At 71.0% G+C, this 12,115-nt stretch carries 9 protein-coding genes; 4 read left to right on the forward strand and 5 right to left on the reverse strand.

Going from position 1 to position 12,115, the window contains the following annotated elements:
• Positions 1–120: 120 nt before the first annotated feature.
• Positions 121–1,134 (reverse strand): Gfo/Idh/MocA family protein, encoded by a 1,014-nt coding sequence (locus F4561_RS23795; protein WP_184581769.1) that lies wholly within the window; start codon positions 1,132–1,134, stop codon positions 121–123.
• A 216-nt stretch (positions 1,135–1,350) separates the two neighbouring features.
• On the opposite strand from F4561_RS23795, the gene F4561_RS23800 reads away from it, so the two are divergent.
• On the forward strand, positions 1,351–2,091 hold the full coding sequence (locus F4561_RS23800; RefSeq protein ID WP_184581771.1) for a GntR family transcriptional regulator: 741 nt from the start codon (positions 1,351–1,353) through the stop codon (positions 2,089–2,091).
• 32 nt (positions 2,092–2,123) lie between these two features.
• Here the strand turns inward: F4561_RS23800 and F4561_RS23805 are convergent, their stop codons facing one another.
• A complete protein-coding gene (locus F4561_RS23805; RefSeq protein ID WP_184581782.1) occupies positions 2,124–3,185 on the reverse strand; it encodes an ROK family glucokinase in 1,062 nt (353 codons plus the stop codon).
• Between the two features lie 78 nt (positions 3,186–3,263).
• On the opposite strand from F4561_RS23805, the gene F4561_RS23810 reads away from it, so the two are divergent.
• A complete protein-coding gene (locus F4561_RS23810; RefSeq protein WP_184581785.1) occupies positions 3,264–4,799 on the forward strand; it encodes a hypothetical protein in 1,536 nt (511 codons plus the stop codon).
• A 280-nt stretch (positions 4,800–5,079) separates the two neighbouring features.
• Here the strand turns inward: F4561_RS23810 and F4561_RS23815 are convergent, their stop codons facing one another.
• Together F4561_RS23815 and F4561_RS23820 are read right to left on the reverse strand one after the other, a co-directional pair.
• Positions 5,080–5,892 carry a hypothetical protein gene (locus tag F4561_RS23815; protein ID WP_184581787.1) on the reverse strand — a complete coding sequence of 271 codons (813 nt, stop codon included), beginning with the start codon at positions 5,890–5,892 and terminating at the stop codon, positions 5,080–5,082.
• 237 nt (positions 5,893–6,129) lie between these two features.
• The gene (locus F4561_RS23820; RefSeq protein ID WP_184581788.1) at positions 6,130–7,494 is read right to left on the reverse strand and encodes a KamA family radical SAM protein; all 1,365 of its coding nucleotides are present in this window, start codon (positions 7,492–7,494) and stop codon (positions 6,130–6,132) included.
• A gap of 332 nt (positions 7,495–7,826) precedes the next feature.
• Here F4561_RS23820 and plsX point away from each other — a divergent pair, with 332 nt between their 5' ends.
• Positions 7,827–8,936, forward strand: a complete 1,110-nt coding sequence (plsX, locus tag F4561_RS23825; RefSeq protein WP_376773677.1) for a phosphate acyltransferase PlsX — start codon at positions 7,827–7,829, stop codon at positions 8,934–8,936.
• Between the two features lie 60 nt (positions 8,937–8,996).
• Positions 8,997–10,730 (forward strand): arginine--tRNA ligase, encoded by a 1,734-nt coding sequence (gene argS / locus F4561_RS23830; protein ID WP_184581789.1) that lies wholly within the window; start codon positions 8,997–8,999, stop codon positions 10,728–10,730.
• Positions 10,731–11,412: 682 nt separating this feature from the next.
• On the opposite strand, the gene F4561_RS23835 is transcribed toward argS, so the two are convergent.
• Positions 11,413–12,069, reverse strand: coding sequence for a hypothetical protein (locus F4561_RS23835; RefSeq protein ID WP_184581791.1), 657 nt, complete (start codon positions 12,067–12,069; stop codon positions 11,413–11,415).
• Positions 12,070–12,115 lie beyond the last annotated feature (46 nt).

A 12,115-nucleotide genomic window follows, 5' to 3' on the forward strand; every position in this document is an offset into this window, starting at 1 on the left:
CGGCGCCGGCATCTCCGCCGTGCCCGGCCCCTTCCGGTCCGCGGTCCCTTGCGGGCGGGTGCTCGCTGGTGCGCACGTGTACCTCCGTCGTCTGTGCTGATGCCCGGGCGATCCGTGCGGCTACCCCTCCTCGGGGCGGACCTCGCTGAGCCGTACCGTGCGTCCCTCGCGCATCGAGCGGTCGGCGGCGTCGGCCACGAGCACGGCCTCCAGGGCGTCCTCGACCGTGCAGGGACTCGCCACCTCGCCGTTGGCGACCCGCAGGAACTCGGCGATCTCGGCTTCGTAGGCGGGGGTGAACCGGGGCCAGAACTCCCGGAAGGGCTCGCCGCGCGGGAACTCGGCGCCCGGCTCGGCGGACACCAGCGCGGAGCGGTCGTCCAGGCCGACGGCCACGGTTCCCTCCGAGCCGGCCAGTTCGAGGCGGACGTCGTATCCCGCGCCGTTGTAGCGCGACCCCTGGAGGGTGACCACCGTCTGGTCGTCCATCCGGAGCACGGCCGCCGTGGTGTCGACGTCACCCGCCTCGGCGAAGTAGGCGGCGCCCCGGTTCGCTCCGAACGCCTGCACCTCCGCGAACTCCCGGCCGGTCACCCAGCGCACGGCGTCGAAGTCGTGCACGTGGCAGTCGCGGAAGATGCCCCCGGAATGCGGCACGTACTCCGCCGGCGGCGGCGTGGCGTCGCAGGTGACCGCGTGGACCCGGTGCAGCTCGCCGAGCGTGCCGTCGCGCAGCGCGTGCCGCGCCCGCGTGTAGCCGGGGTCGAAGCGGCGCATGAAGCCGATCTGGACGGGCGTGTCCGCCCCCGCGACCTCGCGCAGCACCTCGACGGTCTCGGCGACGTCCGGCGCTACCGGCTTCTCGCAGAAAACCGGGATGCCCGCCCGCACCCCGGAGACGATGAGTTTGGCATGAGCGGAGGTCGCCGCCGCGACCACCAGGCCGTCGAGGCCTCCCGGGGTGAGCAGGGTATCGATGTCGTCGACCACCGTGGCCCCCACGGTCGCGGCGACGCTCGCGGCACGGTCGCGATCGACGTCGGACAGCACCAGCTCGGACACCTCCGGGCGCGCCGCGAGCGCCGCCGCGTGCGACGCCCCGATCCGCCCGGTGCCGACGAGACCGATCCGCATGTCAGCCCACCTCCGGTTCAAATTGTGCGCGCCATCTGTTCGGTACGTCACAGGTGAGCATGATTTTCTCCGCACCGGGAACTACATGTCAATAAGTTGTCTTGACATATTCACGTCATGATCTGCCATCAATAGGCAGCACGGGATAGACTGAGCGCCTCGCACCCGGCGGCGCGGAAGCCCGGGTGGCCCGGCCTCGCTGCAGAACGGAGACACGTGACCGAAGCGCCCCTGTCGATCACCCTCGACCGCAACAGCCCGGTTCCGCTGTACTTCCAGGTCGCCCAGGAACTGGAGCGGCGGATCCAGGGCGGCGCGATGCCGGCCGGCACCCGGTTGGAGAACGAGGTCGTGCTCGCCGGCCGGCTGGGGTTGTCCCGCCCCACGATGCGCCGCGCCATCGAGTACCTGGTGGACCGTGGGCTCCTGGTGCGCAAACGCGGGGTGGGGACGCAGGTCGTGCAGCCGCGCGTGCGCCGGCCCGTGGAACTGTCGAGCCTGTACGACGACCTGGTCCAGGCCGGTCAACGGCCGCGCACCGAGGTGCTGCGGCTGGCGGTCGAACGCCCCCCGCACACGGTCGCCGCCGCGCTGGAGGTCAGCCCGGACACCGAGGTCTACGTACTGGAACGGCTGCGCTACGCGGGCGACGACCCCCTTGCCCTGCTGCACAACTACCTGCCGCTGGACCTCGTACGCCTCAGCGAGGATGCGCTGACCGGCGACGGCCTGTACAACCTGATGCGCGCGGCCGGCATCACCATGAAGATCGCCTCGCAGAGCATCAGCGCGCGCGGCGCCACGGCCGCCGAAGCCCGGATGCTGGGCGAGAACCGCGGCGCGCCCCTGCTCACCATGGACCGCACCGCATACGACGACGTCGGCCGGGTCGTCGAAATCGGATCGCACGTCTACCGCGCGTCGCGCTACGCGTTCGAACTCACGCTCACCGGATAGCCGCTCCGGCTGTCGGAGGGAATCCCCGGTGGTCAGCGCCCGTACCGCGAGCGCCGGCGCCCCCGCGGCTGGGGCAGCCGCCGCTGCCGCCGGCCCTGGCGCCAGCGAGGCAGGGTGTCGCGCGCGAGGTCGGCGGCGCCGATCATCCCGGCCTCGTTACCCAGAGCGGCGGGCACCACCCGCGCGACGGGCCGGTACCCGCGGCCGGTGAGGTTGCGTTCGAACGCCGCCCGTGCCGGGCCGAGAAGCAGGTCGCCGCACTCTGAGACCCCGCCGCCGATGATGAACAGCTCGGGGTCGAACGCGGCGGCGAGATTGGCCAGCCCGATCCCCAGCCAGGTCCCGGCGTCCTCCAGCAGCTCCACGCACGCCCGGTCACCCGCGGCGGCGAGCTCTCCGACGAGCGGGCCGGTGATCAGGGACCGGTCGCCGGCGACAGCCTGGATAAGTCCTCCTGCGACCGGGGAGTCGGCCGCGGCCAGCTCCCGCGCCTCGCGGGTCACCGCGTTGCCGCTGGCGTACTGCTCCCAGCAGCCGCGGTTCCCGCACTCGCAGCGGCGCCCGCCGGGGACGACGCTCATGTGCCCGAACTCGCCGGCGAGCCCGTACCGGCCCCGCTGCAGCCGGCCGTCGATGATCACCGCCCCGCCGATTCCGGTGCCCAGATTGACCACAACGACCTCGCCGGCGGCCTGCCCCGCGCCCACGCAGACCTCGGCCCAGGCGGAGGCGTTGGCGTCGTTCTCCACCACGACCGGCAGTCCCAGGCGCGTTTTCAGCGCGTCGCGCAGCGGCTCCTCGCGCCAGGAGAGGTGCGGGGCGAACTGGACGCGGGCCCGCTGCTCGTCAACGAAACCCGCGGCACCCACGCCCACGGCCTGGATCGGGAACTCGCAGCGCAGGTCCTCCACAAGGCCGGCGATAGTGTCCTCGACGACTTTGGGGCTCTTGCTCCGGTGCGGGGTTTCGCCACGCGCGCGGCCCAGCACGCGACCTGCGGGGTTCACAACGCCGGCGGCGACCTTGGTTCCACCGATGTCGATACCGACGGTGAGCCCTCGCTCGTAGAAGCCTGCCCCCCTGGAAAACGCCATAACGCGTCCAGCCTACTCACCTCTGGCCGGATCATCGGATTCGCGTTCCCCCGGGTGTATGTCGGTAAAGTCCGACCCGTGTCAGATGCCCGGCCCTTCCGTTGGTTCCTGCCCGCCGAACGCGCGCTGTGGCGGGCCTTTCCCACTCGCTCCCCGGTGGACCTGCGCCGCGGTGACCCGAAGCTGGACGACCCCCGAGCAAGCGACCACTGGGGGCGCGCCCGGACCGTACGCGCGCCCGTCATCGCCGCCCTGCTGCTCGGCGCGCTTCCGGCCGATCCCGACTCCGTCCCCGGAATCCGGCTGGCCGGCGCGCGGATCGTGGGGCGGCTGGAGCTCGGGGACAGCACACTGGCCCAGACCCTGGAACTCGAGCAGTGCGACCTGACCGGCGTGCTCGCACTCGACAACGCCAGTACCAAGGGCGTGCACCTGCGGGACTGCCAACTGCACCGGCTACAGGCGGGACGGTGCCGCGTCGAAGGCGACCTCGCGCTGTCCGGCACCACGGTGCTGGAGGGCGTCGACTTCTCCGACGCGCAGGTCGGCGGGCAACTCCGGATGAACCGCGCCCGCATCCTCCCGCCGGCGCGGGCCACCCTCGCCGCCGCTGGCTACCACGTCACGTTTCCCGGCGACCGGTCCGACTGGGCGGTGTGGGCCGGCGGGGTGAGCGTGCAGGGCGGGTTCTTCGGCCGCGGCCTCGACTGCCCCGGCGGGATCCGGCTGATCGGCGCGAACCTGGCGGGCGGGCTGCACCTGCAGGGAGCCGAGATCACGGCGCGCGGCGAGTACGCCATGGACGCCAGCCACCTGACATCGGGGTTGGTGGAGCTGAGCAGAGGATTCACCGCGCAGGGAACGATACGGCTTCGCAGCGCGCGGATCGACGGGATCCTGTCGTTCGACCGGGCCCACCTCACCGGAGGCAGGTTCGCCCTCCACCTCAGCCACGCCGATGTCACCGAGTTGATCTTCGCACCGGAGTCCATCGAGGGACTGGTGGGTCTGGGCTACTCCCGCTTCGGGGTGCTCCTGGACCATCCGTCGTCCTACCCGGACGGGGTGTGGCTCACCGGCACCACCTACGAGCAGCTGCGCGGGGAATGGACGCCGGCCGAACGCCGCGACTGGGTATCGCCCGGCTCCACCGAGGGCTACCGGCCACAGCCCTACGAGCAGCTCGCCGCCTGGTACCGCACGGTGGGCAACGAGCCCGCGGCCCGCACGGTGCTGCTGGCCAAGCAGCGCGCCCGCCGGGCCACCCTGAACCCGGCCGGCCGGCTGTGGGGCCTGCTCCTGGACGCCATTGTCGGTTACGGCTACCGGCCCTGGCTGGCCGCGATGTGGGCGGCGGTACTGCTCGCGGTGGGCACCGCCGTGTTCCACGCGATCCCCCCGAACCAGATCCCCCAGGACGAGCAGCGGACCTTCGTTCCGTTCATCTACACACTGGACCTGCTGGTGCCGGTCAGCGTCTTCGAGGAACGCGGCGCCTGGCAACCGGTGGGCTGGACCCGCTGGTTGGCCTGGTCCACCGTTGCCGCGGGGTGGATCCTCGCCACCGCCCTCATCGCCGGCGCCACCCGCGTGCTGCGCGGCACCTCGCCCTAGCCGCGCTCTTGAGTTTCGTGTTTGTGGTGTCTGGAGGCGAGTGCCCTCGGCTAGGGTCGCGATCATCCGGTGCTGGCGGGCGGTGGTTGGGCGCTCATCGAGGGTGACCGTGGGGACATTCTCGGCGCTGAACATGTCCGCACGGTCAGGCTCGATGCGGAACCCGTACCGGTCGCCGGGGGCTAGGCCACTGTCACCGTCGCCGCCCCCGTCGCGTGCGCCACCACCCGCAGCCAGCACCGATCCAGTGCTCGGCGCGACCAGCGCGGTCGGCGTCCGCTCAGGGGCGCCGGGACGCCGAGGGGCGCCGCGCGGCAGACTCGTGCGGAGGGGCGTCGGGGATGACGTCGTGCCGGCCCGCGATGATCTCCTGGAAGCGGATCTTCGCCCGGATCATCGGCCGCCGCACCCGGAGATCGCGCCGAATGGCCCGCTCCCACTTCTCCGAGCCCCGCGGGTAGCGCCACCGCTCCCACGGCGACCCCGGAACGGCCAGCCGAACCGCGGCGACGATCGAGACCACCGGTACGAAGACTCCGGCCAGCCCGGTCCAGATCTTGCCCTTGAGCAGGCTGACGACCGAACCGGCGAGGTTGACCAGCACGAGCAGCACCAGGCCGGGCTGCACCGCCCCACCGCCGTTGCCGGCGAGCCCGAACTCCTCCCAGCCGAAGGGGCGCACGCCCGAGAGCAGCAGGCCGGTGAGCGCGACCGCGACGAACACGGCGTCGACGGAGGTTCGGCCCTGCTCGGTCCAGTAGACGTCCCGCAGGTGCAGGATCAACGCGAACTCGTCGAGCACCAGCGCCGCGCCCAGCCCGAACATCGACGCCGCCACCGCGATGTGCGCGCTCTCGCGATCAACGATCAGTAATCCCGCGACCCCGCCGAACAGCATCAGTGTGACGCCAAACACGACATGGTGGATGTGCAGGTCGCCGTGTCGCAGGTTGCCCGGCCACCAGCGGACCCCCGCCCGGATCAGCCGCACGCTGAGCCGGATGAACAGGAATCCCGCCACGAACGCGACGAAGAAACTGAACAGGGGGAGGCGGCCCGCGCTCACCACATAGTCGCCGAACCACTCGGCCATGCGCGTCTCTTCCCTCTCCGCGCTGCGCGGAGCCTAGTCCGGTTACCTGCCGTCGCCTCACCATTCCACGCCCGCCCGAAGGCGCCGAGGCAGCGGCTGCGCACGTGGCCGACTCGAACGGGGCTCTCACAGGGTATCCGGACGCCGGTCGCACCTCACTACCCGCTACGCGGGGCGGTCATACAAACAGGCAGGTGGGCGGCCGGAATTCCCACGGCCGCCCACCCCCGGACAGGCTCAGGCGCGAGCCGGGTCGGCCAGGGCCGAGGTGTCTGCGGGCGATGGCACCTCGTAGGGAAAACGGGTGGCCCCCAGAGCGGGCTCCAGCTCGAACAGCCAGGTCGCGTTCTCGTCATAGCGAGCGAAGAACGGGACACCGACCAGCTCCGGGTCGCGGGCCTGGATGAAGTGCAGCGAGAACACCTTCTCGCCATAGATCTCGGTGACCCCGTCGACACACACCTTGCCCGGCGTGGCCGACATCGACGGCCCCCGGACGGTGCGGGCCAGCCCCGACACGTTCTTGTAGGCGTCCCGGAATATCCCGTACGCCCGGGCCAGGGAGACGGCGAAGTAGTCCTTGGGGCCGGTGTCGCGCTCGACGAACATGTAGTAGGGCACCATGCCCATGCGCACCTGGTCGCGCCACATCCGCTCCCAGGTCGCCGCATCGTCGTTGATCGTGCGGATCAGCGGCGCCTGGGTGCGCACGACCGCGCCGGTGCCGCGGATGCGCCGCATCGCCTCGTGCACCAGGTCCGGCGCCATCTCGTTCGGGTGCGAGAAGTGTGCCATGAACGCCAGGTTCTTCCCGGCGGCGGTGACCTTCTCGAAAAGCCGCAGCGTCTCGTCGGCGTCCGGGTCGGTCACGAACCGCTGCGGCCAGTAGGCCAGTGCCTTGGTCCCGATACGGATCGACTCCAGCGTCTCCACCTGCAGCAACGGCTCGATGTAGCGGGAGATGACGCCCTCGCCCATGATCATCGGGTCGCCACCGGTGAGAAGCACACTGGTGACCTCCGGGTGCTGCCGGAGATAGGCCACGAGCTGGTCGATCTCGCTGGAAGCGAACTTCAGATCGGGCTCCCCCACGAACTGCGCCCACCGGAAGCAGTACGTGCAGTAGGCGTGGCAGGTCTGGCCCTGCTTGGGGAAGAACAGCACCGTCTCGGCGTACTTGTGCTGCACCCCCTGAACCGGTTCGTCGTTGTCGGCCTTGGGAACGTTGAGCTCCATCTGGCCGGCCGGATGCGGGTTCAACCGCGCGCGGATCTCGTTCGCGGCCCGGTTGAGCTCGCTCCGCGGCGCATCCGTGCGCAACAGATCCGCGATCCGGCCAACGTCCTCCGGCGGCAACATGTCAGCCTGTGGAAAGACGAGCCGGTAGATCGGGTCGTCCGGAGCGGCATCCCAGTCGATCAGCTCGTCAACGACATAGCTATTGACCCGGAACGGCAGCACGTTGGCCACTGCGCGGACAGCGAGCCGCTCCTCAGCGCCCAGTCCCGCCCTGACCGTAAGCTCGTCCAGGTGCTTCGTGGTGTAAGCACGAAACCGGCGTCCCGCGGACGGGGACACTGCCGCGTCATGCGTCAAGCTCACGCGTCTCCTTTCCTGCAGCCATCGGGGCCGTCCCTGCGAGGCAGCATGGAAGCCCTCATCGGACGGTGCCTACGTGTGCGCACAGTGGCGATCCGCCCATAACGTGAACAATGCGGTTGGAAAACCGGCCCTGAGCGCGACTCCGCTTCAAGGGCCAACGGCGAGCCCTACCCCATACGGGGAGTGTTCTACCCACTCTATGAAAATCAACCGCTGACCTGGACGTTTCGGGCGCATAACAGCTGCGGCCCGGCGGCGGCGTGCCGATCCAGAGCCGCTACGGTGACCACCGCCCCGGGCGAGCCCGGAGCCGCGAGTGTGAGGAGACTTCTGTGACCGGTGCGACCCCGGCGATCCCACCCGCGCCGTCCCCCGCCCCAGTGATCGCGGTCGACGCGATGGGGGGCGACAACGCGCCCGAGGAGATCGTCAAGGGTGCCGTCCGCGCGGTCCGCGAACACAGCGTGCGTCTGGTGCTCGTGGGCAAACTGCCCGAACTCACGTCGCTGCTCACCAAGGAGGAGGCGCGCGGGGAAATCCCGGTGGTGCACGCCGACGACGCGCTCGCCATGCACGAGGGAGCGCTGGCGAGCTGGCGCCGCCCCCGCTCCAGCGTTGCCGTCGCATGCCGCCTCATCCGCCGGGGGGACGCCACGGCTCTGGTGTCGGCCGGGTCCACGGGCGGCGTGGTCGCGACCTCGACCGTCCGGCTGCGCACCCAGCCCAGCGTGCTCCGCCCGGCCCTGGCGGTCGCGCTGCCGACGCGACCGGTTCCCACGGTGCTGCTCGACGCGGGCGCCAACGCCGACGCCAAACCCGAGATGCTGGTGCAGTTCGCCCATCTTGGGGCGGCGTACGCACACACCGCGCACGGGGTGGCCGACCCGCGGGTGGCGATGCTGACCATCGGGTCCGAGCCGGGTAAGGGCAATAAGCTGGCGCGCAAGACCGCGGAGCTGCTGAGCGCGACCTCGACCGGGTCGGCGGGTCAGTCGCGGCTGGACTTCCGCGGCAACATCGAGGGCCACGACCTGTTGTCCGGCGAGGTCGACGTGGTGGTCACCGACGGTTTCACCGGCAACGTCGCGCTGAAGTCCGTCGAGGGCGCGGTGGGTTTCGCCTTCGACGCGGTGCGGGGAGCGCTGGGCTCAAGCGCACTCTCCCGAGCGGGAACTCTGCTGCAGCGCAAAGCACTGCGCGAGCTGCACGGCCGGTTCGACAGTGAAACCTACGGCGGCGCCGTGCTGCTCGGGCTGAACGGCACGGCGGTGATCGCGCACGGCGACAGCCGCGCGCGAGGCATCGAGCGGGCCTGCCTACTCGCACACGAGCTCGCGGCCGGCCGGATCGTCGACCAGGTCCGGCGCCGCCTCGGCGGGGTCACCCGCGCGTCGGGCTGGCTGCACCGAAGGGCGGGGGCCGAGGGGCACGGGCCGGCCTGAGCGGCGCCGGGCGCCGCAAAGGTGCGCGTTCCGCCCCCGCGGCGCGAATATGCTTGTGGCATGGCCGACCCGCAGGAAGTTCTCGCGCAACGGGTCCAGTCCGCGCTCGGTGCCGCGTTCGGCGCCGACTTCGCCGGGACCGACCCTGTCATCCGCCCTTCGCAGTTCGCCGACTACCAGGCCAACGCCGCGCTCGCACTGGCCAAGCGGCTCGGCCGAAAGCCGCGCGACGTCGCCTCCGACATCGTGGCGCATCTCGACGCCGATGACGTCTGCCGAGAGATCGAGATCAGCGGGCCGGGCTTTGTCAACCTCACCCTGCGCGAAGAGTGGATCGCCGGCCACACCCGGGACCTGCTCACCGACCCGCGCATCGGCGTCCCCGAGCAGCCGGCGCAGAACATTCCGATCGACTACTCCGCCCCGAACGTGGCCAAGGAGATGCACGTCGGCCACCTGCGCACCACCGTGGTGGGTGACGCCATCGTCCGGATCCTGGAGTTCCTGGGGCACAACGTCATCCGGCAGAACCACATCGGCGACTGGGGCACCCCGTTCGGCATGCTCATCGAGCACCTGCTGGACGTGGGCGAGGACTCCGAGGACGCCGAGCGGGTCAAGACCGACCCCAACGCCTTCTACCAGGCGGCGAAGGCGAAGTTCGACGCGTCAGCGGAGTTCGCCGACCGCGCCCGCGCGCGGGTGGTGGCGCTGCAGAGCGGCGACCCCGAGACGCTGCGGCTCTGGCGGGAGCTGGTGGACCTCTCCAAGGTCTACTTCAACAAGATCTACACCAAGCTGGACGTCACGCTGACCGACGATGCTCTCGCCGGCGAGAGCATGTACAACGACATGCTCGGCCCCATCTGCGACGAACTGGAGCGCAAGGGCATCGCTGAGCTGAGCGACGGGGCGCTGTGCGTGTTCCTCGAAGGCTTCACGGGCCGCGAGGGCAAGCCGGTGCCGCTGATCATCCGCAAGAGCGACGGCGGCTACGGGTACGGCACGACCGACCTGGCCACGGTCAAGTACCGGGTCGAGGAGCTCAAGGCCGACCGCATCATTTACGTGGTCGGCGCCCCGCAGTCGCTACACCTGCAGATGGTGTGGGGGACCGCCCGCGCGGCGGGGTGGCTGCCCGAGCATGTCACGCCGTATCACGTACAGATCGGTAACGTGCTCGGCTCCGACGGCAAGATCCTGCGTACCCGGAGTGGGCAGCCCATCCGGCTGATGTCGCTGCTCGACGAGGCGGTCGAGCGGGCCTCCACGGTCGTCGCCGAGACCCGTCCGGACCTGGACGGCGATATCCGTGCGGCGATCGCGCGCGAGGTCGGTATCGGCGCCGTGAAATACGCCGACCTGTCCGTGTCACACGACACCGAGTACACCTTCGATTTCGACCGGATGCTCGCTCTGCACGGCAACACCGGCCCCTACCTGCAGTACGCGGCGGCCCGGATCCGGTCCATCTTCCGCAAGGGCGGGCTGGCGCCCGAGGAGGCCACGGGCCCGGTGACGCTGGGCGAGCCCGCCGAACGGCAGCTGGCTCTCGCCCTGCTCGGTTTCGGGCCCGCCGTGCGCACGACCGGCGACACTCTCGAACCGCACCGGCTGTGCGGCTACCTGTTCGACCTGGCGCAGTCGTTCACCACGTTCTACGAGAAGTGCCCGGTACTCAAGGCCGGCGACGACGCCACCCGAGACTCTCGGCTGGCGCTGACCGCGGTCACGCTGCGCGTCCTGGTGCAGGGTCTGGAGCTGCTCGGCGTGCACGCGCCGGAACGGATGTGAGCCGGGGCCGGCTCAGCGGTCGGCACGCGGGGGCGCGCTGATCCTGAGGGGTCGGATCCTTCCAGCGCGGTGGAGTTGCGGTGTGGGGGTGAGAGGGCGCCCGGTTGGTCCGGTGCCCAACGGTGCGGCGGGGTGCGTGGTGGCGCATCCGACGGGGCAGCGAAGGCGGTGGGTGGCCAGGCCCCCGGGTGATCGGTTCTGGTGCCCGATGGTGGCGCGTGCAACGAGGGCAACGAGGACAGTGGGTGGGTCAGCCCCAGGGGATCGGTTCTGGTGCCCGATGGTGGCGCGCCCGACGGGCCGGTGGCGGGACGCAGTGGGGGTGTCCGTGGCGTCATTCTCGGCGCTGGGTCGTATCGCCGGTGACCGTAGGGACGTTCTCGGCGCTGAGACTGTCTCCACGGTCAGGTTCGGTGCGCAACAGCGCCGCGCGGCCCCGACACAGGCCGCCCCCAGAACCCTGTGCCGCCTTTGCTGCCGCCGTCGCATGCGTCACCATCGGGCACCCGCACCGATGACCGCGGGCTGATCCACCCACTGCCGTCGCCGCCCCCGCTACACGCCCCACCATCGGGCACCCGCACCGATGACCGCGGGCCGACCCACACCGCCTTCGCCGCCCCCGTTACACGCAGCCATCGGGGGCGCGGGACCCGCGAAACTCCACGGCGGGCCGGTTTCCTCAGTCGGGGTGCGCCGGCTGCTCTGGCTGGTTGTGGGACTCGGGCGGCGGCGCGGGCGAAGGTTGGGGCTCTTCGGGGGCGCGCGTGGGCGCTGCCTGGTCGTCAGGCTCGCTGGTAGAGGTGCGGCTGGACTCGGGGTTACGCGTTGACGGTTTCCCGGGTTCCCGGGACGGCCCACGGCTCTGCGTCGGGCCCTCGCTCTCCTCGCCGGGCTCGTCCCCGGACTCGGTGCCGGGCTCTCGTCCCCGGTCATCCTCGGAAGGGCGCCCCCGCTCCCGTTCGGCGCCGCTATCCGGGGGATCGGAATCCCTTTCGTCGGCCGCATCCTCGGGAGTCCCGTTGGTGTCCATCGGCGTCTCGTTGTCCGGATCTGCCGCGGGGAGAGGCGCATCATCCGTTCCCCCGGTCGAGGGCGAAGGGGCTCTCGGTGCCGACTCGGCTGAGTCGGCGGCACGACCGTCGCCCGCGGGCGGCTTGCCCGCCTCGACCTGCGACGTGGCACCGCTGCCACTCAACGCGGCAAGCACGGCTCCGGTGACGGCGGCGGTCGCCAGCAGACTTCCGCCCACCGCGAGGCGCCGCCTTCGAAGCTGGCGCTTGATCACTTGCCGACGGGCGGTCCGAGACAGCCCGTCCAGCGGGGACTCACCGCTCATAAGGGATCGCTGACCTCTTCGCACGGGGGCGTCCGCACGTCACGGA

It is taken from the genome of Lipingzhangella halophila, from assembly GCF_014203805.1.
In the GTDB taxonomy this organism is placed as follows: domain Bacteria; phylum Actinomycetota; class Actinomycetes; order Streptosporangiales; family Streptosporangiaceae; genus Lipingzhangella; species Lipingzhangella halophila.

Bases quoted from the DNA above. Each gene is read 5' to 3' on its own strand.
- F4561_RS23815 (WP_184581787.1), bottom strand. From the start codon at position 5,892: ATGGCCGAGTGGTTCGGCGACTATGTGGTGAGCGCGGGCCGCCTCCCC.
- argS (WP_184581789.1), top strand. From the start codon at position 8,997: ATGGCCGACCCGCAGGAAGTTCTCGCGCAACGGGTCCAGTCCGCGCTC.
- F4561_RS23835 (WP_184581791.1), bottom strand. From the start codon at position 12,069: ATGAGCGGTGAGTCCCCGCTGGACGGGCTGTCTCGGACCGCCCGTCGG.
- F4561_RS23805 (WP_184581782.1), bottom strand. From the start codon at position 3,185: ATGGCGTTTTCCAGGGGGGCAGGCTTCTACGAGCGAGGGCTCACCGTC.
- F4561_RS23795 (WP_184581769.1), bottom strand. From the start codon at position 1,134: ATGCGGATCGGTCTCGTCGGCACCGGGCGGATCGGGGCGTCGCACGCG.